The following is a 24,716-nucleotide window of genomic DNA, read 5'->3' as shown; positions in this document are numbered from 1 at the left end:
GTTCTTGCGTTTCCGACTCTATCAGATCTTTCCGGCTTCCCGTTCCGACCCGATTCCCTCGGCACCTTCCAGGTATTCGCTTTCGCGTTTCCCTTTCCGGCGGATCCGACTTTATCAGAGATTCTGAGTCGGAATTTCCGCCCCGTCCGAGTCGGCCTCCGGCACAACCGTGCGCGGCGCTTCCCCCTCTGGCGGAGCCGTAAACGTACTGGAGCGGGGCGCCCCGATGCAAATCGAGGCGCCCCGCTCCAGCGGGCAGGTGGTCAAACCGGTCAGGTCACCGTCAGACCTCGACGACGACGGGCAGGATCATCGGGCGGCGGCGGTAGTTGTCCGACACCCACTTGCCCAGCGTGCGGCGGATGAGCTGCTGCAGCTGGTGGGGTTCGACGACGCCGTCCTGGGCCGACTTCTCCAGGACTTCCTGGACCTTCGGGATGACGGCGTTGAACGCCGAGTCCTCGATGCCGGAGCCCCGGGCCTGGACGTGCGGGCCACCGGTGATCTTGCCGGTAGAGGAGTCCACCACCACGAAGACCGAGATGATGCCCTCGTCCCCGAGGATCTTGCGGTCCTTCAGGGCGGGCTCACCCACATCGCCGACGGAGAGGCCGTCGACGTACACGTACCCCGCCTGGACCTTGCCGACGATCTTGGCCTTGCCCGCGACGAGGTCGACGACGACGCCGTCCTCGGCGATGACGATGCGGTCGTGCGGGACGCCGGTGAGGGCGCCGAGCTCGGCGTTGGCACGCAGATGGCGCCATTCGCCGTGGACCGGCATCAGGTTCTTCGGCTTGCAGATGTTGTAGAAGTACAGCAGCTCGCCGGCCGAGGCGTGGCCAGAGACGTGCACCTTGGCGTTGCCCTTGTGGACGACGTGGGCGCCCCAACGGGTCAGGCCGTTGATGACGCGGTAGACCGCGTTCTCGTTGCCCGGGATGAGCGACGACGCCAGGATCACCGTGTCGCCCGAGACGATGCGGATCTGGTGGTCCCGGTTGGCCATGCGGGAGAGCGCGGCCATCGGCTCGCCCTGGGAGCCCGTGCAGACCAGGACGACCTCGTGGTCCGGCAGGTCGTCGAGGGTCTTGACGTCGACGACCAGGCCCGGCGGGACCTTCAGATAGCCGAGGTCACGGGCGATGCCCATGTTGCGGACCATGGAGCGGCCGACGAAGGCGACCCGGCGGCCGTACTCGTGGGCCGCGTCGAGGATCTGCTGGATGCGGTGCACATGGCTGGCGAAGCTGGCCACGATGATCCGCTTGCGGGCGCCCGCGAAGACCTGGCGGAGCACGTTCGAGATGTCGCGCTCCGGCGGGACGAAGCCCGGGACCTCGGCGTTCGTCGAGTCGGAGAGAAGAAGGTCGATGCCCTCCTCGCTCAGGCGCGCGAAGGCGTGCAGGTCCGTTAGGCGACGGTCAAGCGGGAGCTGGTCCATCTTGAAGTCGCCGGTGTGCACGACCATGCCCGCGGGCGTGCGGATGGCGACCGCGAGCGCGTCCGGGATGGAGTGGTTGACCGCGACGAACTCACAGTCGAAGGGGCCGACGCGCTCGCGGTGGCCCTCGGCGACCTCGAGCGTGTAGGGCCGGATGCGGTGCTCCTGGAGCTTGGCCTCGATCAGGGCGAGGGTCAGCTTGGAGCCGATCAGCGGAATGTCCGGCTTCTCGCGCAGGAGATAGGGGACACCGCCGATGTGGTCCTCGTGGCCGTGCGTGAGGACGATGCCCTCGATGTCGTCGAGACGGTCCCGGATGGACGTGAAGTCCGGCAGGATCAGGTCGATTCCGGGCTGCTCCTCCTCGGGGAAGAGCACTCCGCAGTCGACGATCAGGAGACGCCCGTCGTACTCGAAGACGGTCATGTTGCGGCCGATCTCACCGAGGCCGCCCAGCGGGGTGACCCGCAGGCCGCCCTTCGGGAGCTTCGGCGGGGCGCCGAGTTCAGGATGCGGATGACTCAAAAGACTCTCCTCAACCACACACGCCACGTACCTCCGGGGCACGTGGCGCGCATGACGTTCGTGCAGTAGCAGTTGTCTGGGTGCAGGCATGTGGCCTGCGGTGTTGCCTATTCAGTTGTGAAGTCTGTGGTTAGAGCTGTACCCCACCGGCGGCAAGATCGATCTTGAGCTGTGCCGTCTCCTCGGGGGAGAGCTCGACCAGCGGCAGGCGCAGCGGGCCGCCGGGGCGGCCCTGCAGGGCGAGCGCCGCCTTGGTGGTAATCACACCCTGCGTACGAAACATGCCCGTGAAGACTGGGAGCAGCTTCTGGTGGATCTCGGTCGCCTTCTGGACGTCGCCGCTGGTGTGGGCGTCGATCATCGCGCGCAGCTCCGGCGTGACGACGTGGCTGACGACGGAGACGAAACCGCAGGCGCCGACCGAGAGCAGCGGCAGGTTCAGCATGTCGTCGCCGGAGTACCAGGCGAGACCGGAGCGGGCGATGGCCCAGCTGGCCCGGCCGAGGTCGCCCTTGGCGTCCTTGTTGGCGACGATACGCGGGTGCTCGGCGAGGCGCACGATCGTTTCGGTGTTGATCGGCACACCGCTGCGGCCCGGGATGTCGTACAGCATCACCGGCAGGTCGGTGGCGTCGGCGATCGCGGTGAAGTGCCGGAAGAGGCCCTCCTGCGGGGGCTTGTTGTAGTACGGCGTGACGGTGAGCAGGCCGTGTGCGCCGGCGCTCGCGGCCGCGCGGGCGAGGTCGATGCTGTGGCGGGTGTCGTTCGTGCCGACTCCGGCGACCACGTGGGCGCGGTCTCCGACGGCGTCCACCACCGCTCGTACCAGCTCTGCTTTCTCCGCGTCGCTGGTGGTCGGGGACTCGCCCGTGGTGCCGTTGACGATCAGGCCGTCGTTGCCTGCGTCCACCAAGTGGGCGGCGAGCTGGCGCGCGCCGTCGAGGTCGAGTGCGCCGTCCGCCGTGAAGGGCGTGACCATGGCGGTGAGGACCCTCCCGAAGGGGGTCTGCGGAGTGGAGGTCGGAGCCATGGGTAACACGCTACTCGCTGCTCAGCACGGGGTCGCCCCTCGGGTGACGCACAGGGCCTGACACGGGAGGAGCCCGGCACTGCCTGCTCGGGGGTTCAAGCAGTGCCGGGTCCGTTTGATCAGGCTAGATGAACTTCTAGAAATGCCGCAATACGGACACTTCGCTCGGCCCATCCGCACATCAGTGCCTCAAGGCGCCATGCGTCCGCGCCTCATGGCGCCGGTGACCGGCGCTGTGCGCGGTCGCACGCCCCGGGTCCGGGAGCGACGTGACGCACGCGCCCGGGCGGACCGTCTGCGTCTTCGGGCAGCCGGGGTGCGTCTTCGGGCGGCGCCCGCTCCAGGGCGAGGCACTGACAGTCGAGGGGCTGACAGTCGGGACGCTGACAATCAGTCACCAGGCGCCCGTCCCGGCAATCTTTGGCGAATTTGCCGAAACAGGGCACCTTTTGGGCGTTTCGAGCGTCTGTCTTGTTGACAGAGTTCAGTTCGAGTCCCGTGAGGAGACGCGCGCCCCATGTTCCGCCGGCGAGAGCCCGTACCCTTCGCCTTCATCGCCGAAGCCGACAAGTTCCGCAGCAACGTCACTCCCCCTCCCCGTGAGCGCGCCTCAGCCGGTCAGATCGTCGGCCGCACGCTCATAGGTCTCACCGTGGTCGCCGGTCTGGTGGGCTCCGTGCTCTTCGGCATGCCCGCGATGTCGGCCGACCAGTCGCCCGCCAAGACCCAGCAGTCCGAGGCCTCGGACGGGCGCTGACCCACGCCGGCAGCCGCTGACCAGCGCGGTCCCGGCAGTAGCGGGAGAAATCCCGTACCCCGCCGTCCTCGTGGCGCGGGAGGTACCCCCTTGGCCCCCCAAGGGTGGTAGCAGGGAGCACGGCTCGATAACCTCACCGGGCACAGCCCATGCGTGAGTGAGGATCAGCCGTGCCCCTGCCCTTCCTGACCGCGGACCGCGCTTTCGACGAGGCCGCGCACGACCCCGCGCTCCCCTTCGACGACCGCGACCGCTGGCGCCGGCCGTACCGCCCGGGCCCCTGGCGGGTGGGCGCCGCCGCCGTGCTGCTGCTCCTCGCCTCGTTCGTCCTCGTGGCCGCCGTGATCATCGCTGCCGCCGGGGCCCTGTCGGGTGCCGCGATCTGTGTGGGCGTGGCCGTCCTCATCATCACGGCCGCCCTGCGGCTGCTCCGCATGGGCACCTGGGTGAGCGCGCAGGGGCTGCGCCGGATCGGCTTTCTCAGCACGCAGACGGTGCTGTGGGCCCAGGTGGACTCGGTGCGTACGGCACAGCAGCCGGTGCGGTGGCTGGGGCTGCCCCGCACCGTGCAGGGGCAGGCCCTCGTGCTCGTACGGCGGGACCAGACGGCGGAGCGGCGGCTGCTCCTGACCGACCGGAACGCGGACTTCCTGGCGCGGCGCGCGGCGTTCGACCGGGCGGCCGACACGGTCGAGGTGTGGGCCGACGAGTATCGGCGTACGGCCTAGACGCCTGACCTAGTCGCATGACCTGGGCGTTTCGGGGGTCGGCGGCAAGCTCGGCCCGACCCTCGCGCTCTCGGCCAGCCCGCCGCCCCGCCACCCGTTAGACGCTGAGTGGCCTGCCCTCGCGCAGGGCGATCGCCCGCTGCATGGCCTTGCGGGCGCGCGGGGTGTCGCGGGCGTCGTGGTAGGCGACGGCGAGGCGGAACCAGCAGCGCCAGTCGTCGGGGGTGTCCTCCGTCTCGGCCTTGCGCTGGGCGAAGACCTCGTCGGCGGAGTCCCGGTCGATGCGGCCGCCGGGCGTGCGCTTCAACTCGTCGACGGGCAGGCCGCCTTCGGCCTCCAGCTCGGCGGCGAGACGGTTCGCACGCTGCACGAACCGCGTGTTCTGCCACAGGAACCAGACGCCGATGACCGGCAGGATGAGCACCGCGACACCGAAGGTGACGGTGAGGACAGTGCCGTGCTTTATCAGGAGCACGCCGCGGCTGCCGACCAGGACGAAGTAGACGACCAGGACGGCGGCCGTGACGGCGTAGGTGATCTTTGCGCGCATGCCGGTCAGCCCAGGTCCAGGAAGTGTTCCAGGCCGAAGGTCAGGCCCGGCGTGGTCACGACCTTGCGGACGCCCAGCAGGATGCCCGGCATGAAGCTGCTGTGGTGCAGCGAGTCGTGGCGCACAGTGAGGGTCTCGCCCTCGGCGCCGAGCAGCACCTCCTGGTGGGCCAGGAGGCCGCGCAGGCGCACCGCGTGCACGGGCACGCCGTCGACGTTCGCGCCGCGGGCCCCGTCGAGCGCCGTCGCCGTCGCGTCCGGCTGCGGGGCGCTGCCCGCCTGCTCGCGGGCGGCGGCGATGAGCTGGGCGGTGCGCGTCGCGGTGCCGCTGGGGGCGTCGACCTTGTTCGGGTGGTGCAGCTCGACGACCTCGACGGACTCGAAGTACGGCGCGGCGATCTGCGCGAACTTCATGGTCAGGACCGCGCCGATGGAGAAGTTCGGAGCGATGAGGACGCCCGTCTCCGGGGACGCGTCCAGCGACGTCCGCAGCTGCGCGAGGCGCTCGTCGGTCCAGCCCGTCGTACCGACGACGGCGTGGATGCCGTGCCGTACGCAGAAGTCGAGGTTGCCCATCACCGACGCCGGGGTGGTCAGCTCCACCGCCACCTGGGCGCCGGTCTCGACCAGCGTCTCCAGGCGGTCGCCGCGCCCGAGGGCGGCGACCAGATCCATGTCCTCGGCGGCCTCGACGGCCCGCACGGCCTCGGAGCCGATCCGGCCCTTGGCGCCGATGACCGCCACGCGCAGCTTGCTCATGTCCTTCATTCCTTACGGGAGTTACGAGACGTACGCACCGGGGCCGCGAGCACCCCGCGGCCCCGTACGCACGAACCTACGCGACCGCTTCGTGCAGGCGCGCCGCCTGCTTGCCCTGCAGCGGGCCTATCGCCGACAGCGAGGGGCGCCGGCCCAGCACGTCCCGGGCCACCTCGCGCACCTCGTCCGGCGTGACCGCGTGGATCTTCGCGAGCATGTCGTCGACCGACATCTGCTCGCCCCAGCACAGCTCGCTCTTGCCGATACGGTTCATCAGCGCGCCGGTGTCCTCCAGGCCGAGGACGGTGGAGCCCGCGAGCTGGCCGATGGCACGGGCGATCTCGTCGTCCGTGAGGCCGTGCTGCGCGACCTGGTCCAGCTCGTCGCGGCAGATCTTCAGCACGTCGTGCACCTGGCTCGGGCGGCAGCCCGCGTACACGCCGAAGAGTCCGGTGTCGGCGAAGCCCGAGGTGTACGAGTACACGCTGTAGGCCAGGCCGCGCTTCTCGCGGACCTCCTGGAACAGGCGCGAGGACATGCCGCCGCCGAGCGCCGTGTTCAGGACGCCGAGGGCCCAGCGGCGCTCGTCGGTGCGGGCCAGGCCCGGCATGCCGAGGATGACGTGGGCCTGCTCGGTCTTGCGGTCGACGATCTCCATCCGGCCGGACGTGGTCAGGCGGCGCGAGCCGGAGCGCGGGGCCACCGGGGTCACGTCCGTGCGGTGCAGCGCGCCGGACTTCTCGAAGGCGGCGCGGACCTGGCGGACGACCTGCTGGTGGTCGACGTTCCCCGCGGCGGCCACGACCAGGTGCGTGGGGTCGTAGTGCTTCTTGTAGAAGCGGCGGATGCGGTCGGCCGTCAGGGCGTTGATCGTGTCGACGGTGCCGAGGACCGGGCGGCCGAGGGGGGTGTCGCCGAGCATCGTGTGCGCGAACAGGTCGTGCACGCAGTCGCCCGGGTCGTCCTCCGTCATGGCGATCTCTTCGAGGATGACGCCGCGCTCGGCGTCGACGTCCTCCTGCTCGATGAGCGAGCCGGTCAGCATGTCGCAGACGACGTCGATGGCAAGCGGCAGGTCGGTGTCGAGCACGCGCGCGTAGTAGCACGTGTACTCCTTGGCCGTGAAGGCGTTCATCTCGCCGCCGACCGCGTCGATCGCCGAGGAGATGTCCAGGGCGCTGCGCTTCTTGGTGCCCTTGAAGAGCAGGTGCTCCAAGTAGTGCGTGGCGCCGTTCAGTGACGGCGTCTCGTCCCGCGACCCGACGTGGGCCCAGATGCCGAAGGTGGCGGAGCGGACGGACGGCAGGGTCTCGGTGACGATGCGCAGGCCCCCGGGGAGGGTGGTCTTGCGGACCGTGCCGATGCCGTTCGTGCCCTTGATCAAGGTTTGGGTACGGGCGACGGCCCGCGCCTCCGAGGAGGTGCGGGCCGTCGTCGTGGTGCTACGCGACGTCACTTGTCGGTGTCGTCCTTACTTGTCGGAGCCCGCGGCGGAGCCGCTGTCGGACTCGGCCTCGTCGCCCTCTTCACCCTCGATGACGGGGATGAGGGAGAGCTTGCCGCGGGAGTCGATCTCGGCGATCTCGACCTGGACCTTCTGGCCCACGCCGAGGACGTCCTCGACGTTCTCCACGCGCTTGCCACCGGCGAGCTTGCGGATCTGCGAGATGTGCAGCAGACCGTCCTTGCCCGGGAGCAGCGACACGAACGCGCCGAAGGTGGTCGTCTTCACGACCGTGCCCAGGTAGCGCTCGCCGACCTCCGGCATGGTCGGGTTGGCGATGCCGTTGATCGTGGCGCGGGCGGCCTCGGCGGCCGGGCCGTCGGCGGCACCGATGTAGATGGTGCCGTCGTCCTCGATCGTGATGTCGGCGCCGGTGTCCTCCTGGATCTGGTTGATCATCTTGCCCTTCGGGCCGATGACCTCACCGATCTTGTCCACCGGGATCTTGACGGTGATGATGCGCGGCGCGTTCGGGGACATCTCGTCCGGAACGTCGATGGCCTCGTTCATCACGTCGAGGATGTGCAGGCGCGCGTCGCGGGCCTGCTTCAGCGCGGCGGCCAGGACCGAGGCGGGGATGCCGTCGAGCTTGGTGTCGAGCTGCAGCGCGGTCACGAACTGCTTCGTACCGGCGACCTTGAAGTCCATGTCACCGAACGCGTCCTCCGCACCGAGGATGTCGGTGAGGGCGACGTAGTGCGTGTCGCCGTCGATCTCCTGGGAGATCAGACCCATGGCGATGCCGGCGACGGCGGCCTTCAGCGGCACACCGGCGTTCAGCAGCGACATGGTGGAGGCGCAGACCGAGCCCATGGACGTCGAGCCGTTGGAGCCGAGGGCCTCGGACACCTGACGGATCGCGTACGGGAACTCCTCGCGCGTCGGAAGGACCGGCACGATGGCGCGCTCGGCGAGCGCGCCATGGCCGATCTCGCGGCGCTTCGGCGAACCGACGCGGCCGGTCTCACCGACGGAGTACGGCGGGAAGTTGTAGTTGTGCATGTAGCGCTTGCGCGTCACCGGGGAGAGGGTGTCGAGCTGCTGCTCCATCCGGAGCATGTTCAGGGTGGTGACGCCCAGGATCTGGGTCTCGCCACGCTCGAACAGCGCCGAACCGTGCACGCGCGGAATGGCCTCGACCTCGGCGGCGAGCGTACGGATGTCCGTGACGCCGCGGCCGTCGATGCGGACCTTGTCCTTGATGATGCGCTCGCGGACCAGCTTCTTGGTCAGCGCGCGGTACGCACCGGAGATCTCCTTCTCGCGGCCCTCGAACTGCGGGAGCAGCTTCTCGCCGGCGATCTCCTTGACGCGGTCCAGCTCGGCCTCGCGCTCCTGCTTGCCGGCGATGGTGAGCGCCTGGGCGAGCTCGGTCTTGACCGCGGCGGTCAGGGCCTCGAGCACGTCGTCCTGGTAGTCCAGGAAGACCGGGAAGTCGCCGGTGGGCTTGGCAGCCTTCGCGGCGAGGTCCGCCTGGGCCTTGCAGAGGACCTTGATGAAGGGCTTCGCGGCCTCGAGACCGGCGGCCACGACCTCTTCGGTCGGCGCCTCGGCGCCGCCCTTGACGAGCTCGATGGTCTTCTCGGTGGCCTCGGCCTCGACCATCATGATCGCGACGTCGCCGTCCTCCAGGACGCGACCGGCGACCACCATGTCGAAGACGGCGTCCTCGAGCTCGGTGTGCGTCGGGAAGGCGACCCACTGGCCCTTGATCAGCGCGACCCGGGTGCCGCCGATCGGGCCGGAGAAGGGCAGGCCGGCCAGCTGCGTGGAGCAGGAGGCGGCGTTGATCGCGACCACGTCGTACAGGTGGTCGGGGTTGAGCGCCATGATCGTCTCGACGATCTGGATCTCGTTGCGCAGGCCCTTCTTGAAGGAAGGACGCAGCGGGCGGTCGATCAGGCGGCAGGTCAGGACCGCGTCCTCGGAGGGGCGGCCCTCACGGCGGAAGAACGAGCCGGGGATCTTGCCGGCGGCGTACTGCCGCTCCTCGACGTCCACCGTCAGCGGGAAGAAGTCGAGCTGGTCCTTGGGCCGCTTGGAAGCGGTGGTGGCCGACAGCACCATGGTGTCGTCGTCCAGGTACGCCACGGCGGAGCCGGCGGCCTGCTTGGCCAGGCGGCCCGTCTCGAAGCGGATGGTGCGGGTGCCGAAGGTGCCGTTGTCGATGACGGCCTCGGCGTAGTGGGTCTCGTTCTCCACTAGCGGTTCTCCTACGTTTCGTCTTCGCCCCCTGGCCCGTGTGGCCAGGGAGTCCACCGCGGCCCGTGTGGCCGGGGTGGGGCGGAGAAACGCGCCCTGGGTGCGGGCCGGTCTTCGATCGAAGCACCCGGGGTTCGTTCTCTTCGTATCCCGGGGGCCACTACCGAGGACCGGCGGCGGCTGGGTGCGCCTCTCCTATGGATCTGTGCTGTCCGGGCTCGTGCCCGGCGTCCGCACTGTGCCGGACGTCACCAGACTACAAACGGCCGGTGACATCGCGCACGTACAGCAAAGGGAGCGGCCCCCTTCGAGTGCTTCGAGTGGGAACCGCTCCCTTCACGGCGTCTTACTTGGCGCCCGCCGCACCGCGGCGGATGCCGAGCCGGTCAACCAGGGCACGGAAGCGCTGGATGTCCTTCTTGGCCAGGTACTGCAGCAGACGGCGGCGCTGGCCGACGAGGATCAGCAGACCACGACGGGAGTGGTGGTCGTGCTTGTGCGTCTTCAGGTGCTCGGTCAGGTCCGAGATGCGGCGCGAAAGCAGGGCGACCTGGACCTCGGGGGAGCCGGTGTCGCCCTCCTTCTGGCCGAAGTCGGTCATGATCTGCTTCTTCGTAGCGGCGTCGAGCGACACGCGTACTCCTTGTGATGTCTTCGTTTCGCCCTCGAGTGCCCCTGGTCTTCGTCTCAGGGGAGCTTTCGGAACTCTGAAGGCTGGGTCCGCCTCGGAAGGCGGGTGGGTCCACCTTGGAGGGTGGGGTTCACCTCGATGAGGTGGGGTCGCCTTGGGAGGCGGGTCCGCAGGGCGCGGGCCTCTGGCCGGGGGCCTGGGGCGTGCGTAGACATGCGGGCGTTACACAGAGTACCAGGGTGGGGGTGACGGGTTCGCCGCGGGCCCCGGCCCGGGCCGTCCGCTGATCGTTGGCTCAGCTCGTCATCGCGCGGGCGGACGCGTAGACGTCGAAGACCGCGAGGGTCAAGGGTACGAGGGTCAGGAGGACGAAGACCTCGGCGATCTCCACGAAGCGGCCCCAGAAGGGGGTCACGCCGCTGCGGGCGGTGATCAGGCCGATGGCGGTGCACAGCACGGCGGCGGCCGCGATCGCGGCGACGAGCCAGATGGTGCGCAGGTCCAGCGCCGCGGTGTCGCCGTTGAGGGCGTCGCGCATCAGGTTGTCCGACGGGTTCAGGCAGCGGCCGACGCCGAGCAGGACCAGGCAGGCCAGGCCCGCGGCCAGGGTGGCGGCGACCTGCGCGGTGTAGCGGAAGAGCTGGGCGCGCATCAGCATCGCGACGCCGGTGGCGAGGGCCAGGAGCTGCCCCCAGCCGTTGTCGGAGAAGCCGAGGACGGCCGCCGCGCCCACGGAGACCAGGGCGCAGCCGCCGACGAGGCCGATGAGCAGCTCGTGGCCGCGGCGGGCCTGGGCGGCGATGCGGTCGGCGTCGACGGGGTCCTGGGGGGCGCGGTCCGCGTCGGGGTCGAGGTCGGCACCGTAGGTGGGGCGCGCGGCGTGCGGGGACGCGAAGCCGATGGGGAGTCGCGCGAAGCGCATGGCGAGGCCCGGCAGGAAGGCGAGGGCCCCTACGGCCAGCGGGGCGCACAGGGCGGCGGTCTCGACCGCCTCCATGCGCCAGAGGGCCGCCGCGAACACCGCGAGGAGGCCGATGGCGGACGCGCAGACGAACGCGACGAACGGGCCGTCCCCCCGCGGCGACACCAGCGTCAGGACCACCGAGGCGACCAGCACGGCCGCGCAGGCCAGCAGGAACTGGAGCCTGCCGATGCCGTGACCGTCGGTGAGCGGCAGCAGCCCGGAGCCCGCCACCGCCAGGTTCGGCAGCGCACCGAGGCCGAGCGCGACGGCGGCGGCCCGGTCGTCGTACACCCGGGCCCGTACGCAGGCGAAGGTGAGCAGCAGCAGGCCCGCGACGGCGGCCAGGACGCCGGGGAAGCTGTGCATGTCGTGGCGGGGCTCGGCCGTCCAGGTCACGAAGGCCAGGAGGACCGGCAGGACGGCGCCGCCGATCAGGCCCGCGGCGCGGGTGAGGTCGCCGTTCCACAGCGTGCGGTCGCTCGTGACGGCGGAGGCGACGGCGTCGGACACGTCGTCGTAGACGGCGGGCGGCAGCGATGCCGAGAAGGGGCGCAGGGTCAGCAGCTCGCCGTCGAGGATGCGCTGGGCCGCGAAGGAGCGGGCGCTGTCGAGGACGGCGCCGTCCCTGCGGACGAGGTGGTAGCCCACGGGGGCGCCTTCGGCGGGGCTCTGCCGGGACAGCCGCAGGACCTCCGGGTAGATGTCGGCGACCGGGATGTCGTCGGGCAGCGCCACGTCGATCCGGCTGTCGGGCGCGACGATCGTGACACGGCAGAAGCCGAGTCCGGCGCCGGTCCCGGTCGTGGCCACGTGGCCGGGACGACCGGTGGTGGCGGCCGCCGCGGAGGCCGTGGTGCTCACCTGCTGTTCCCCCCTCAGTGCTGATGGTGCGTCAACTGTGGTGCTGATGGTGCGTCAATTCCGGTGCGACTGCTGCGTCAACGCCGGTGCTGCTGCCGCTGCCGCTTGAGCGCCGGTGCCGCTGCCTCTTGAGTGCCGGCGCCGGTGCCGCTTGACTGCCGGTACCGCTGCTGCGTCATCGGCAGTACCGCCTCGCGGGTGGGCGACTCCCCCGCCGAGCCCTGCGTGACGACGCCCTCGCCGACTGTGCCGCATCGCGCGACGCGCCACGGCGCAATTCGGCTCACCTGGCTGGTTCTTGCGCCCGCACCTCTCCCCCGTAGCTCCCGGTAGGCCCCTGTGGCACGAAATGCCCTGATTCTTCGGGCTGTTGCCCGAGCTGCGCTTCGGCTTGATTCGCGTGTGTTCACACGCACGATCGGCACCTTACCGCTCCTCGTGAGGCCCGATGTCAGTAGGATCGGCCGCTGGTCTTCGGCCGCCCGAAGACGGGGACGGCGGACGGAACGCCTAGGCCTGGCAAGGGGATTGGTGCGTAGTGAGCCACATCATCGTGAGGCGCCCGCCTCGGGTTCTGCCGTCCGAGGTGCCCACCGCGGAGATCGTCCTGCAACCCCCGCCGGAGCTGCCGCGCGGCCAGCAGGAGGGCGCGATGATGCAGCTCCTGCCGATGCTGGGCATGGGCGGCTCGGTGGTGTTCTTCTTCATGCCGAATTCGCATCCGTTTATGAAGATCATGGGCATGGTGATGGTCACCGCGACGCTGGCGATGACCATCGCGATGGTGGTCCGGCACCGCCGCGGCGCCCAGGGCCAACTCGCGGACATGCGCCGCGACTACCTCCGGTACCTGAAGCAGACCCGCCGCTCCGCCCTGAACACCGCGAGGGCGCAGCGCGACGCCCAGTACTACCTCCACCCCTCCCCCGAGCAGCTCTGGGCCCTGGTGGCCGAGGGCAGCCGGGTGTGGGAGCGGCGCACGGGCGACGAGGACTTCGGGCAGGTGCGCGTCGGCCTCGGCTCGCAGGCGCTGGCCGCGCCGCTCGTCGCTCCCGAGACCGCGCCGGTGGACGAGCTCGAACCGTTGACCGCGGGCGCGATGCAGCGTTTCCTCGCGACGCACGGCACCGTGGAGTCCCTGCCGATGGCGGTGTCCCTGCGGGCCTTCTACCACGTGACGGTCAGCGGCGAGCCGGACGCGGTGCGGGGCACCGCCCGCGCGCTGACCGCCTCGCTGGCCTGCCTGCACTCCCCCGACGACCTGCTCATCGCGGTCGCCGCGGGCCGTGCGTCCGCGCCGGACTGGGAGTGGGCCAAGTGGCTCCCGCACTGCCAGGCGCCGGGTGCCGCGGACGGGGCGGGCAGCCGCCGCCTGATCACCGGCGACCCGGTGGAGCTGGAGGCGATGCTGTCCGCCCGGCTCCAGGGCCGCCCCCGGTTCCACCCCGGCGGGACGCCGCTGCCGGAGGAGCCGCACATCGTCGTCGTGCTCGACGGCCTCTCCCTGGCCCCGACGTCGGTCCTGGCGTCCGTCGAGGGGCTGCAGGGCGTCACCATCGTGGAGGTGGTGCCGGGCGAGCTCGGCAGCGGGCGCGGGGGGCTCTCCGTCGTCGTACAGCAGAAGTCGCTGCGCCTGGAGTCGGGGCACGGCCTGGTGTACGACGGCACGCCCGACCTCCTGTCGTACGAGGCCGCCGAGGCGCTCGCCCGGCAGTTGGCGCCGCTGCGGATGGCGTCGGGCGGCGACGACGGCCAGCCGCTGCTCGCCAACCTGGACTTCACGGAGCTGCTCGGGCTCGGCGACGCCGACTCGGTGGACACGAACCGGACCTGGCGCCCGCGCGCGCAGGCGGAGCGGCTGCGCGTCCCGATCGGCGTCGGTGAGGACGGCCGACCCGTGATGCTGGACCTCAAGGAGGCCGCGCAGGAAGGCATGGGGCCGCACGGCCTGTGCGTGGGAGCCACCGGTTCCGGCAAGTCGGAGCTGCTGCGCACCCTGGTCCTCGGCCTCGCCGTCACCCACTCCTCGCAGAGCCTGAACTTCGTCCTCGCCGACTTCAAGGGCGGCGCCACCTTCGCGGGCATGGCGCAGCTGCCGCACGTCGCCGCCGTGATCACCAACCTCGCGGACGATCTGACGCTGGTCGACCGCATGGGCGACTCCATCCGCGGCGAGCTCAACCGCCGCCAGGAACTCCTGCGCGACGCGGGCAACTACGCGAACATCCACGACTACGAGAAGGTCCGCGCCGCCGGAGCCGCGCTGCAGCCCATCCCCTCCCTGGTCCTCGTCATCGACGAGTTCAGCGAACTGCTCACCGCGAAGCCCGACTTCATCGACATGTTCGTGCAGATCGGCCGCATCGGCCGCTCCCTCGGCGTGCATCTGCTGCTCGCCTCGCAGCGCCTGGAGGAGGGCCGCCTGCGCGGCCTGGAGACCTACCTCTCGTACCGCGTGGGCCTGCGCACGTTCTCCGCCGCCGAGTCCCGCGCCGCCCTCGGCGTGCCCGACGCGTACCAACTGCCGAACGTGCCCGGTTCCGGCTATCTGAAGTTCGGCACGGACGAGATGGTGCGCTTCAAGGCCGCGTACGTCTCCGGGGTGTACCGCACGGGTTCCGCGCAGGCCGCGGCGCTCGGCGGGCCGCTGCCGGTCGACCGGCGGCCCGTGCTGTTCACGGCCGCCGAGGTGCCGGTGCGGTATGCCGCCACGTCCCCGCCGGGGCCGCGGCCGCGCCCCGACGCGGACGACGCGCTCGCCGACACCGTCCTCGACGTCATCGTGCGCCGCCTGGAGGCGCAGGGCCCGGCCGCCCACCAGGTGTGGCTGCCGCCGCTGGACAGCCCGCCGTCCCTTGACTCGCTGCTTCCCGGACTCACCGCCGTGCCGGGGCGGGGTCTCACCCAGCCGGGGTACGAGGGGGCGGGCCGCCTCGTCGTACCGCTCGGCCTGGTCGACAAGCCGTACGAGCAGCGCCGCGACCCGCTGTGGTGCGACTTCTCGGGCGCGGCGGGCCATATGCAGATCCTGGGCGGTCCGCAGTCGGGCAAGTCGACACTGCTGCGCTCACTGATCGCGTCGTTCGCACTCACCCACACCCCGCAGGAAGTGCAGTTCTACGGGCTCGACTTCGGCGGTGGCGGGCTTGCGGCGGTCGCCGGGCTGCCGCATGTGGGCGGGGTCGCGTCGCGGCTCGACCCGGAGCGGGTGCGGCGCACGCTCGCCGAGGCCTTCTCGGTCATGACGCGCCGCGAGGAGTACTTCAGGTCGGCCGGCATCGCCTCGATCGCCGACTTCCGGGCGCGCCGGGCGCGCGGCGACATCTCCGTCACGGACCAGCCGTGGGGTGACGTCTTCCTCGTCATCGACGGCTGGGGCAACTTCCGTACGGACTACGAGGGCCTGGAGCCCGCCGTCCTCGACATCGCCGCCCGCGGCCTCGGCTACGGCATCCACCTGATCCTGACCGCGTCCCGATCGATGGAGGTCCGGGCGAACCTCAAGGACCACCTGATGAACCGCCTCGAACTGCGCCTCGGCGACACCATGGACTCCGAGCTCGACCGCAAGGTCGCCGCCAACGTCCCGGCCGGTGTGCCCGGCCGCGGTCAGACCCCGCAGAAGCAGCACTTCATGGCGGCCGTGCCGCGCGTCGACGGCCTCTCCTCCGACACGGACCTCGCCGAGGCGACGGCGGCGCTCGCCACCGAGGTCACCCGGCACTGGACCGAACCGGCCGCGCCCGCCGTACGGCTGCTGCCGCGCGAACTGCCCGCCGCGCAGCTTCCGCCCGGACACCTCTTCCCGGACCGGGGCGTGTCCTTCGCCCTCGACGAGGACAACCTCGAACCGGTCTTCGTGGACTTCGAGCAGGACCCGTTCTTCCTCATCCTCGGCGAGAGCGAGTCCGGCAAGTCCAACCTGCTGCGCCTGCTCATCAAGCGCCTCTCGGAGCGCTACAGCGGCGACGCCTGCAAGCTCTTCGTCGTCGACAACCGCCGCTCCCTGCTCGACGTCACCCCGGCCTCGCACCTGGCCGAGTACATCCCCATGTCCAACGCCATGGACCACCACATCAACGCGCTCGCCGACCTCATGAAGCGCCGCAGCCCCGCCACCGACGTCACCGCCCAGCAGCTCCGCGACCGCAGCTGGTGGCAGGGCCCCACGGTGTACGTCATCGTCGACGACTACGACCTGGTGTCCACGTCCAGTGGCAACCCGCTCGCCCCCCTCACCGAACTCCTCCCCTTCGCCCGCGACGTGGGCGTCCGCTTCGTCCTCGCCCGCTCCACGGCGGGCGCCGGGCGCGCCTCGTACGAGCCGTTCCTCCAGCGGATGAAGGAACTCGGCGCCCAGGGAATCCTCCTCGCCGGCGACCCGTCCGAGGGTGACCTCCTGGGCGGGGTACGGCCGCGGCCGATGCCCGCGGGGCGGGGGATCTTCGTCTCGCGGAAGCGGGGGAAGCCGTTGGTGCAGACGGGGTTGGTGGAGGGGGAGTACTAAGGGGCTGGTGGGGTTGGTCCTCCGGGCCGGGTCGGCCGGGGCGAACGTCCCGGACCTGCCGGGTTGTTGCTTGCTGTGTGCCCCCGGCACACACGCGGTGACAAGTAGTCTGAGCACACAGTTCGTCCGTACGTCGGGAAGTCGGGAAGGGGTCGCTTCACATGGCCGAGGCACAGGAGCAGGCAGCGGGCCGGACGCGGGGCGAGGAGTCGGAGCAGGAGATCAAGGCGCGCAAGGAGCGGGAGAAGAACGAGCTCTACGCCCTCGACATCTCCGGCGTCGAATGGCACAGCGCCCCGGGCACCGAGACCCACGAGGAGCGCGTCGAGATCGCCTACCTCCCCGAGGGCGCGGTGGCCATGCGGTCCTCCCTCGACCCGGAGACCGTGCTGCGCTACACCGAGGCGGAGTGGCAGGCGTTCGTGCTGGGGGCACGGGACGGGGAGTTCGACTTGGAGCCCGCGCCGCACAATGGTGGGGTGGGGGCGGAGTAGCGCGCTGCTCGGGCGGGGGGCGCGGGCGGGGGGCGCGGGCGGTGTAGGGGCAGGTGAAGGTCCGCTCATGACGCACGACGGTCGGCAGGCTCCGCCGAGCATGACAACGGGGTGGGCATCTCCCGCGCATGCCCACCCCGCGTTCCGTACTGCTCAGCGACGGCGACTCACTGGAAGTAGCTGGCGCCCTTCAGGTCGCCACCCCGGTAGTCACCGCCCGCCTGGCTGACCTTCTGGCCGATCTGCATGAGGGCGGTGTGGATCGCCGACGCGTGCTTGTCCCACTCCTTCTGCTTCAGGGTGTACGCGGTGTGGGCCTCGCCCTCCCACCCTTCGGCGACCCTGGCCACGGCCCGCTTGATATCGCCGAGGTCGGACTCCAACTGCTTCGCCTGAATGCCGAGTTCGGTCGTGATGGCGTCAAGTCCGCCATACTTGACTGCGAGTTCGTCCCTGTTGACGCTGGCCATGGGTGTGCCTCATCTCGTGGTGGTTTTGGCCGGGCGGCGACGGCGGCCCGGGAAACAGCTCGGCTCAGTAGCTGCTGATCGCCGACTGCTGTCCGCCGTACTGCACGTCAATGCTGTTGATGGTCGAGCGGACCTCGTCCTCGAGCCTGTCCTTGTCCTTGCGGTTGGCGTTGATGCCTTCCAGGAAGTCCACCAGGATGCGGCCGATCGCCTGCATGTGCTGGTTGATTTCGGTCTGCTTCGCGTCGAAGGCGTGTGCGCCGATACCGCGCCAGTTGCCCTCCATCGTGTCGAGGGTCCCCTGCAGGCGCCTGAGTTGCCTCTGCACCGAGTCGTACTTGTCGACGATCTCCTTCTCGAGGAGTACGACTTCCTGGTCATTTAGCTTCCGGCCATCGGCCATGAACGGGATCTCCTTACATGAGCTGTCGGGCAATCATTGAGCCTGAGCCGCTGGTGCCTGAGCTGCTGGTGCCTGAGCTGCTGGTGCCTGAACCACTCAGGCATTGCGCCGCTTTCGAGCCGCGGCCAACGCCCCACCACCGATGACCGCTGCGGCGGCAACCCCTCCGCCGACCATCCACAGCTGGTCGTTGTCATCGGACTTCGAGCTTGCTACCGACTCTGCGGGCTTGTCGGCGGCAGCGTCCTTCGAGGGCCCCGACGCGGACTTCGAGGACTCCTCCTGAGGTGCGGAGGGCGATGCCTGCGCGCCTGGGGTCTTCTTGTTGGTGAGGGGGTCGATGTCCGGCGGGCCCGGGTTCCCCCTGTTCTTCAGGAGGTTCGGCGCGGGGCGCACCAGCCCGTAGCCGAGATAGTCACTCGGCTTGTCCTTCGGCCAACTGCGGCCCGCGGTGTCGATGAGGACGCGGAGGACCTGGTTCGCGGTCCAGTTGGGGTGCTTGGACCAGATGAGGGCGGCGGAGGCGGAGGCGATGGCGGTGCCAGCACTGGTGCCGCCTCCGCCGTCGCAGTACGAACGGAACGTCGCATCGCACCAATGGGGAAGGTTCAGGCCCGGCGCCGCCAGATCCACGTACTCGCCGAACTCCGAGAACTTGGCGACCTTGCCTGACCTATCGGCAGCGGAGACACCCGTGACATTGGGGTAAGCCGCCGGATAGTCGATGAGGTTCTTCTTCCGCGCATCGTTTCCGACGCTGGCAAACATCAGCTTTCCCTTGGAAGCGGCATACTTCACCGCCTCTGCCTCAGCCGAGTACAGGAGATCGCCGCCGAAGGACATGCTGATGATCTTCGCATCACTGTCCGCAGCGGCTCGAATGGCTTCAGCGGTGTCGCTCTCGGCCTTCTCTCCCTTTCCCATGGCGCCTTTCAGACTGATGCGAAAGGAGATGACCTTGGCACCAGGCGCCAACCCCTTAAGGCCCCCTCCTCGCCCAGACCCGACAATCAACTCTGCCATCGTGGTTCCGTGGCTGAGGAAGTCGTCCAGCGCTCCGCCCTTCAGGCCAGTTACGTCCTTGCCTTCGAGCACACGGCCCTTGAGAGAAGGTGTCTCTGAAACACCGCTGTCGACAACTGCGACTTTGATGCCCTCGCCGGTACTGACATCCCACAGCTCCTCGGCGCCCATCGCGTCCAAGTACCACTGCTTCGACTGAACGTCATCGGCGACAGCACTCGGTGCCAGCCCCACAGACAGCAGAGCGAGCACGCTCACCGCCGAGCCCGCCGAGACGATCCAGCGCCCCGCGCGCCCCGCGAACACCTCAGTCCCGCTGCCGTGTCGGCCCATTCCTGACTCCACGCCCCGCACGCCCTCACTCGTCCTAACCGATTACAGGCGGCACGTGCCGCCGCCCACCGGGCAGATGTGTCTCTTCTTCCTCGACCACGTAGTCGGGCCGCTGTGCGGCCTCGTCCTCGCTAGATTCAGAGCGTCGGCCACTGCCCGCTGGGCCACGCACCAGGCCCGTGCCACCGGCGGTGAATCCGTTCCCTCGGCCTCCGCCAGCAGGCGTACGCCCCTTGGGTGTGCCGACCACACCGTCAGGGTTGCTGACGGCACGGCGTGACATCTGGCCCCTGCTGCTTGGAGCCTGCGGCGCAGCTCCCACAACGCCGCGCTGCCCGGCATGGCCGACCCCCGGAGGCGTCCTCGACGCAGCCGGGCCTCCTGCCAGAGGAGCAGGAGCCCGCCGACCGCCCACGACACCGTCGGAGCGTGGTGTGCCAGTGATGCCCGGCATTGCGGGACGCGGCCCCGACAGGCCGCGTGGCTGCGGTGTGCCCCCCGAGATGCCTCGCCCCATCGGCGAAGGCACCGACGTCGTCGGGCCATTGGGGCCCCGCGTCGGAGGCACCGGCCCGGTGCGCCCTGTCGGGCCTGGGCCGGAAGGACCGCGACCAGGAAGACCAAGCGGCTCTTTGGGACGTCCAACGCCTGTTCGGCCTTGCTCAGGCAACAGCGACTTCCCACCGCCTCCGCGACGGGACGCCCTGGTGTCGGGGCCGTCTTGCGGCCGCTTTACCGGGCCGCCACCAGGCAGGGGATACGGTCCACTGTCGATGCCCGTCGGGCCAGGTGCCGGGGGTGGTGAAGCAGGCGGAGGGCCGACGGTCCTCTGAGGAGGCAGCGTGTCGACGCTGTCGATCTCCGTGCCCACGGGTCCCGAACCAGCAGGCCGGTCCGGGAGGGCGAGCGGGCCGCGTACATCGTTGCCTGACGGCAAGGAGTTACTCGAACCGGAAGGCTCCGGCGACACGGGATCGGTTGAAGGCCGAGGCGTCGACGGGGCGCCATCACCAGAAGCCGTGCCAGAGGGCACCACAGGCCCCGGCACCTCGCGGGGGTCCCTCTCATCCGCTGCAGGTCGCGGCACCCCCACATCCGGCATAACCGAAAACGTAGGCGGCTCCTGCCCCGCCATCTCATGCTGCGAGACCCTGTAGAACGACGCCAACCGATTCATCTGGTTGATCGCCTCTTGGCGATCCTTCTCCGACTTGACCGCGGCCTCGTAGGCCGTGTTGCCGTCCACCCTCTTCGGAGAGGGGATGTCGTCCACGGCCTTCGGATCGGTACGCATGTCTCGCGGCGGCATGGAACTGCGTACGGAAGCCAGCCCTGCGCCAGCCGACGTGATCTGGACGCTCGCCGTGTCGGCGAAGTCGGAGAGCAGATGCGTCTCCTTGACGAGGTTCTTGCCCCACTTGCGGAAGGCCTGCCCCGCCTCGCCCTCCCAGTCGACGCGGTCGATGTGGTCGCCGAGTTCCCGGGCCGCCGCGGCGATCGCGTCACGCGCCTTCTGGAGGGCTTCGCCCGCGCTCTCCAGGTCGGCCGGATTCGCGTGCTCGACGAGGTCGATCATGTCGTTGAGTTTGTGACCTTCGAAGCTCACAGCTTCCACCCCGAGTCGGACTTGTCGCTGCCGTGGCCGCCTTGCTCGTCGGGCTTGCCGTCCCGCTCGCGCCCGGTCGGCACCTGGTCGCGCTGGACCGACGTCTGGATCGACCAGAAGCGCTGCCGCAGGTCGTCCTCAAGGTTGTCGAAGCCGACGTCCGCGCCGTGCACGGCGATCCCCATGCCCTCGATCTGCTGGCCTAGCATCTTCGACAGCGAGGTCAGCCGCTCGTGCACCCGGTCGTACTGTGCGTAGAGACCGTCCGCCTCGGGGAAAGGCGCCGCCTGGCCGCTGAAGGAGGCGCGGGCGACCTTCTGGTGCCCGACTTTGGACGAACCGCCGTCCGACCCCTCGAATTCCGTGAGCAGCGTGTCGATACGCCGCCGGAACTTCTTTAACGCCTCCAGGCCACGCTTGATGTCAGCACCACCCGGCGGTGGTGCCCCCCGGTACCCGTCCTCGAGCACGATGTCCCCATCCCCGAATCCCCGTTGGTCTCAACGTGCGACTGCGGCAGACACCGACGGCGGTCTGAATGCACGTCACACCATCGTCACTCTAGCCACACCGTGAGTGACATCCAACTAGGCTTTGCGTCACAGCAGTTGCAAACGAGCCACCGATCGACCCCGGCTGACGTCCACACCCGCACGAAGGTTGTGTCCACTGCTCGTACGTCCAGAACTCACCCCGGCCGAGTGTCGAGAATTGGCCAACTCTCGCACCTTCAGGGTGGATCCTGCACTCACGCGCCTGACTCCCGGACGACGCATCGACGCCGCCCGAGTCACTTGTTGATGCGTCACACCCTGCCGCACCAGTCGAGGCCGGGCTCACACGTCCGCCACTCCATCATCTGAGTACGCATACTCAGTTGCTGCGGTGTCGACTGTCGCTATCCTCAGCCCGGTTCAGCGCAGATCGCCATGCGCTGGAGCACAGCGTCTTGCCGTGGCACCCAAGGAAGTGAGACCCGCATGGCATGGGACGAGTGGGAACACCTGAAGGCCGAAGCCGTCGCGCGGCAGTCGGCGCAGTTGCAGCTCAACGAGGCGTCGGCTGGTGGCGCAGGCTCCGCTGACGGGACTGGCCGTGAGGCCGTTTCCCTCAGACACACACGCAAACCGTGGATGCACGCCGCTGGGGTGGCGGACGATCTCAGTACCGCCACGAGAGTGGCCAGGACCGACTTGCGCGCAGCCCACGAGGGGGTCGTGAGTGGGGCGGAAGGACTGGCCAGTCTGGGCACCTTGAATACCGTGCTCACGTCCTGGAAGCGGCGGCTCAGTGCAGTGCGTGACGAGTGCGTGTCTCTTCAGCCCAGTCTCCGCAGTGCGGCCCGGGAGTTGGGCGAGATCGACGTCAAAGTGGGAGCGGAGACTGACGCGGTGCAGGTCCCCGGCACCAGGAGAGGTGAATAGCGATCCATGGCCGCAACGTCTTCGCTGACCTGGCAGCTGCTCAGGGATCTCAAACTGACCGCGCTGACTGACGCTGCCGACGGCTGGGCCGCTGTCTCCCGGCACGCTGACTCCGCACGTGAGTCCGTCGAGGCCGAGATGGGAGGAACAATCTCCAAGACGCAGGAGGGCGATTCCGCGAAGTCAGCAGTGAAACGCCTCAAGCGCCTCAGTGAGAACTACCACTACATTCACACCGAGACCGGTCCGATCCGCGGCACGCTGGACGGCCTGGCAGCCGAACTCGCGTCGCCTAGACGAAGACTGCACAATGCGCTGGACGAGGCCGCATCCTGCGGGTACACCGTCAACTCGAATGGAAGCATCGAGTATCCGGCCGACGGCGAAAGCCCCATGACCGGTGACAAGATTCCCGGTGGCACCGTCCTGGGCAACAACGGACTCATCGGCTCAGGCAACCCCGGCCTCCATCGCGACGGAACCGGGAAGTACGACTCCGGCATGGGGCCGGGTTCACCTCTGTTGAAGAGCCCCAACCCCCATCGAGCGAAAGCCCAGGGCATCGCCGACAGCATCGCTCACGCCCTGCGAGAAGCCCGCGAGATCGACGAGCGCTACAGCCAGGCGTTGAACAAGCTCAAGGCAGGGCCAGGACTGGAAGTCAGCTCCGGTACGTGGACAGACGCAGCCAAGGACGCAGAAGCAGTACGAGAGGCGGCTTACAACCACCTCGGGAGGGACATCCCACGGGACAAGTCCCCTGCGGAGCGCAAGGAATGGTGGGACGCCTTGACCGGGGAGCAACGCGATGAATACCTCGCTGTCTACCCGGATGTGATCGGTAATCTGGACGGCATCCCGGCCGAGGTTCGCGACGAGGCCAATCGTGAGAATCTCCAACTCCTCATGGGAAAGCTGGAAGGGCAAGACGACGAAAAGTCCCGAACGATTTTGACCGGCTTGCGAGGGATCGACACCAAGCTGGCCGCGGACAGTCACCCACCGATGTACTTGTTGGGCATCGGCGACGAGGGGAACGGTCGGGCAATCGTGTCATACGGCAACCCCGACACCGCGAGGAACGTAGGTGCTTATGTGCCCGGACTCGGCACGAAGCTGGACGAAAAATTCGCCGGCGGAACATTGCAGCGGGCACAGGACACCGCCCTTGGCGCCATGGAGGCCGATAAGTCCAGTACTACCGCATCAATCGTATGGCTTGGTTACGATGCACCTCAGCTACCCGTCTCCCAGCTTCTCGACAATACGGATGTCATGGTCCGCGACCAGGCCGAGGCCGGCGCACCCGCATACAACGAGTTCATGGCGGGCATCTCGGCCACCAATGAGAACTCCAACCCGCATGTCACCGCGATCGGCCACTCCTACGGATCGCTGACTGTCGGCCAGGCCGCGCAACAGCATGGCGGCGTCCCAGGGGCTGACGACATCATTCTCGTGGGCAGCCCAGGGACAGGCGCCGACTCCGCTCGAGAGCTCAATGTCGACAAGGGGCACGTCTTCGTCGGTGCTGCCGACAATGACATCGTGACCAAGCTCCCAAGCCATGACGAAGCGAAGGGGATTGCGACAGGTGCCGCAGGTGGCGGCTCTGCGGGCTTCGTTCTCGGCACCGGCATGGGCGGCCCTGTGGGAGGAGTCATTGGTGGTACTACCGGTGCTGTTGTCGGTGGTATAGCCGGGTACATGGCGCAAGACGCCCAGACCGACCCGAGTCAGATCTGGTTCGGCACCGACCCTGCCCACAAGGATTTCGGCGCCACGCGCTTCAAGGTGGACGACGGCCCGACGCTGGTCGAGGGCGGAGTCGAGGCGCACTCGAATTACTTCAACCCCAGCAAGGATCAGATGTCCGCTGACAATATCGCCAAGATCGTGGTCGGTAAGTCCGACGAGATCGACTTGGAGCGGCCTCGATGAAGCACGTCTCCGCCGCCCTCCTGATCCTGATGCTAGCGCTGACAGGCTGTACAAGCTCTTCGGACTCAGGCGAAGGGAAGCCGAAGATGAACATGCAAGAAGCCGCCGAACACGCAGATGCGATCCTCGATGGAACATTTTCCGCCATCAAGCCCGCAGTGCATTGGACTCATGGGGAATCAACTGAGGGCGACTGCGGGGTTTCCCGACGCAGAGCAGTGATGACCATCATTTCGGAGGAGCGCAGGGGCAGTTTCTTCGGAGTGGTCGAGCGTCACTGGCAGAAGGAGGGGTATTCAAGGATCGATGTCAGTCGAAACCCCAAGAGCCCTGCGACGTATTTTGAGACTCCCGACGGTTTTCGCGTGCGACTCCGCATCGGCGGAGATGGGCAAGCCCACTTTGAGGTGGCGACACCCTGCGTCGACAAGTCTTCAGTAGCACCCCCGAAGGCCAAGACTGTCGGCCCCAACTTCGCGGGGGGACCGATCCCCGAGCCCAACGTCCGATCCGACTTCTGGTCCACTGACGCCCCAGAGTAAATCGAGGGTCCCGGCGGTG

19 protein-coding genes are annotated in these 24,716 nt (G+C 69.0%); 6 read left to right on the top strand and 13 right to left on the bottom strand.

The window, feature by feature from the left end:
• Nucleotides 1-283: 283 nt before the first annotated feature.
• The gene (locus IE274_RS37825; RefSeq protein ID WP_190120480.1) at nucleotides 284-1,969 is read right to left on the bottom strand and encodes a ribonuclease J; all 1,686 of its coding nucleotides are present in this window, start codon (nucleotides 1,967-1,969) and stop codon (nucleotides 284-286) included.
• Between the two features lie 130 nt (nucleotides 1,970-2,099).
• Entirely contained in the window at nucleotides 2,100-2,999 is a 900-nt protein-coding gene (gene dapA, locus IE274_RS37820; protein ID WP_190120479.1) for a 4-hydroxy-tetrahydrodipicolinate synthase, read from the bottom strand.
• Between the two features lie 517 nt (nucleotides 3,000-3,516).
• Here dapA and IE274_RS37815 point away from each other — a divergent pair.
• Together IE274_RS37815 and IE274_RS37810 are read left to right on the top strand one after the other, a co-directional pair.
• Nucleotides 3,517-3,756 (top strand): hypothetical protein, encoded by a 240-nt coding sequence (locus IE274_RS37815; RefSeq protein ID WP_190120478.1) that lies wholly within the window; start codon nucleotides 3,517-3,519, stop codon nucleotides 3,754-3,756.
• A gap of 170 nt (nucleotides 3,757-3,926) precedes the next feature.
• Nucleotides 3,927-4,484: an SCO5741 family PH domain-containing membrane protein gene (locus tag IE274_RS37810; protein WP_190120477.1), complete on the top strand. Its 558-nt coding sequence runs from the start codon at nucleotides 3,927-3,929 to the stop codon at nucleotides 4,482-4,484.
• Nucleotides 4,485-4,581: 97 nt separating this feature from the next.
• Here the strand turns inward: IE274_RS37810 and IE274_RS37805 are convergent, their stop codons facing one another.
• From IE274_RS37805 to IE274_RS39890, 7 genes are all read right to left on the bottom strand, one after another.
• Nucleotides 4,582-5,034: a tetratricopeptide repeat protein gene (locus IE274_RS37805; protein WP_190120476.1), complete on the bottom strand. Its 453-nt coding sequence runs from the start codon at nucleotides 5,032-5,034 to the stop codon at nucleotides 4,582-4,584.
• Nucleotides 5,035-5,039: 5 nt separating this feature from the next.
• Nucleotides 5,040-5,792 (bottom strand): 4-hydroxy-tetrahydrodipicolinate reductase, encoded by a 753-nt coding sequence (gene dapB / locus IE274_RS37800; RefSeq protein ID WP_190120475.1) that lies wholly within the window; start codon nucleotides 5,790-5,792, stop codon nucleotides 5,040-5,042.
• A 76-nt stretch (nucleotides 5,793-5,868) separates the two neighbouring features.
• Nucleotides 5,869-7,248, bottom strand: a complete 1,380-nt coding sequence (locus tag IE274_RS37795; RefSeq protein ID WP_190120474.1) for a M16 family metallopeptidase — start codon at nucleotides 7,246-7,248, stop codon at nucleotides 5,869-5,871.
• Between the two features lie 15 nt (nucleotides 7,249-7,263).
• The gene (locus tag IE274_RS37790) at nucleotides 7,264-9,498 is read right to left on the bottom strand and encodes a polyribonucleotide nucleotidyltransferase (RefSeq protein WP_190120473.1); all 2,235 of its coding nucleotides are present in this window, start codon (nucleotides 9,496-9,498) and stop codon (nucleotides 7,264-7,266) included.
• Nucleotides 9,499-9,844: 346 nt separating this feature from the next.
• Complete coding sequence (rpsO, locus tag IE274_RS37785; RefSeq protein WP_190120472.1) at nucleotides 9,845-10,132, bottom strand: 30S ribosomal protein S15; 288 nt, start codon at nucleotides 10,130-10,132, stop codon at nucleotides 9,845-9,847.
• Between the two features lie 292 nt (nucleotides 10,133-10,424).
• Nucleotides 10,425-11,954 (bottom strand): type VII secretion integral membrane protein EccD, encoded by a 1,530-nt coding sequence (eccD, locus tag IE274_RS37780; RefSeq protein WP_190120471.1) that lies wholly within the window; start codon nucleotides 11,952-11,954, stop codon nucleotides 10,425-10,427.
• 77 nt (nucleotides 11,955-12,031) lie between these two features.
• On the bottom strand, nucleotides 12,032-12,241 hold the full coding sequence (locus IE274_RS39890) for a hypothetical protein (RefSeq protein ID WP_198898049.1): 210 nt from the start codon (nucleotides 12,239-12,241) through the stop codon (nucleotides 12,032-12,034).
• A 251-nt stretch (nucleotides 12,242-12,492) separates the two neighbouring features.
• On the opposite strand from IE274_RS39890, the gene eccCa reads away from it, so the two are divergent.
• Nucleotides 12,493-16,461, top strand: a complete 3,969-nt coding sequence (eccCa, locus tag IE274_RS37775; RefSeq protein ID WP_190120470.1) for a type VII secretion protein EccCa — start codon at nucleotides 12,493-12,495, stop codon at nucleotides 16,459-16,461.
• 161 nt (nucleotides 16,462-16,622) lie between these two features.
• A complete protein-coding gene (locus tag IE274_RS37770; RefSeq protein ID WP_190120469.1) occupies nucleotides 16,623-16,955 on the top strand; it encodes a DUF397 domain-containing protein in 333 nt (110 codons plus the stop codon).
• Between the two features lie 167 nt (nucleotides 16,956-17,122).
• On the opposite strand, the gene IE274_RS37765 is transcribed toward IE274_RS37770, so the two are convergent.
• From IE274_RS37765 to IE274_RS37750, 4 genes are all read right to left on the bottom strand, one after another.
• Entirely contained in the window at nucleotides 17,123-17,425 is a 303-nt protein-coding gene (locus IE274_RS37765) for a WXG100 family type VII secretion target (protein WP_190120468.1), read from the bottom strand.
• Nucleotides 17,426-17,489: 64 nt separating this feature from the next.
• Complete coding sequence (locus IE274_RS37760; protein WP_190120467.1) at nucleotides 17,490-17,828, bottom strand: WXG100 family type VII secretion target; 339 nt, start codon at nucleotides 17,826-17,828, stop codon at nucleotides 17,490-17,492.
• Nucleotides 17,829-17,924: 96 nt separating this feature from the next.
• Complete coding sequence (locus tag IE274_RS37755; protein WP_190120466.1) at nucleotides 17,925-19,184, bottom strand: S8 family serine peptidase; 1,260 nt, start codon at nucleotides 19,182-19,184, stop codon at nucleotides 17,925-17,927.
• 1,602 nt (nucleotides 19,185-20,786) lie between these two features.
• Entirely contained in the window at nucleotides 20,787-21,260 is a 474-nt protein-coding gene (locus tag IE274_RS37750; RefSeq protein WP_190120465.1) for a DUF2563 family protein, read from the bottom strand.
• 960 nt (nucleotides 21,261-22,220) lie between these two features.
• Between IE274_RS37750 and IE274_RS37745 the strand changes: the two genes are divergently transcribed.
• Together IE274_RS37745 and IE274_RS37740 are read left to right on the top strand one after the other, a co-directional pair.
• Nucleotides 22,221-24,155: an alpha/beta hydrolase gene (locus tag IE274_RS37745; RefSeq protein WP_190120464.1), complete on the top strand. Its 1,935-nt coding sequence runs from the start codon at nucleotides 22,221-22,223 to the stop codon at nucleotides 24,153-24,155.
• Nucleotides 24,152-24,697, top strand: coding sequence for a hypothetical protein (locus IE274_RS37740; protein WP_229910090.1), 546 nt, complete (start codon nucleotides 24,152-24,154; stop codon nucleotides 24,695-24,697). The genes IE274_RS37745 and IE274_RS37740 overlap by 4 nt, the downstream gene beginning before the upstream one ends.
• Nucleotides 24,698-24,716 lie beyond the last annotated feature (19 nt).

Source organism: Streptomyces flavofungini (assembly GCF_014650815.1).
In the GTDB taxonomy this organism is placed as follows: Bacteria; Actinomycetota; Actinomycetes; order Streptomycetales; family Streptomycetaceae; genus Streptomyces; species Streptomyces flavofungini.
The sequence above is the reverse complement of the archived record's forward strand: the minus strand, read 5'-3'. Positions and strand labels throughout refer to the sequence as shown.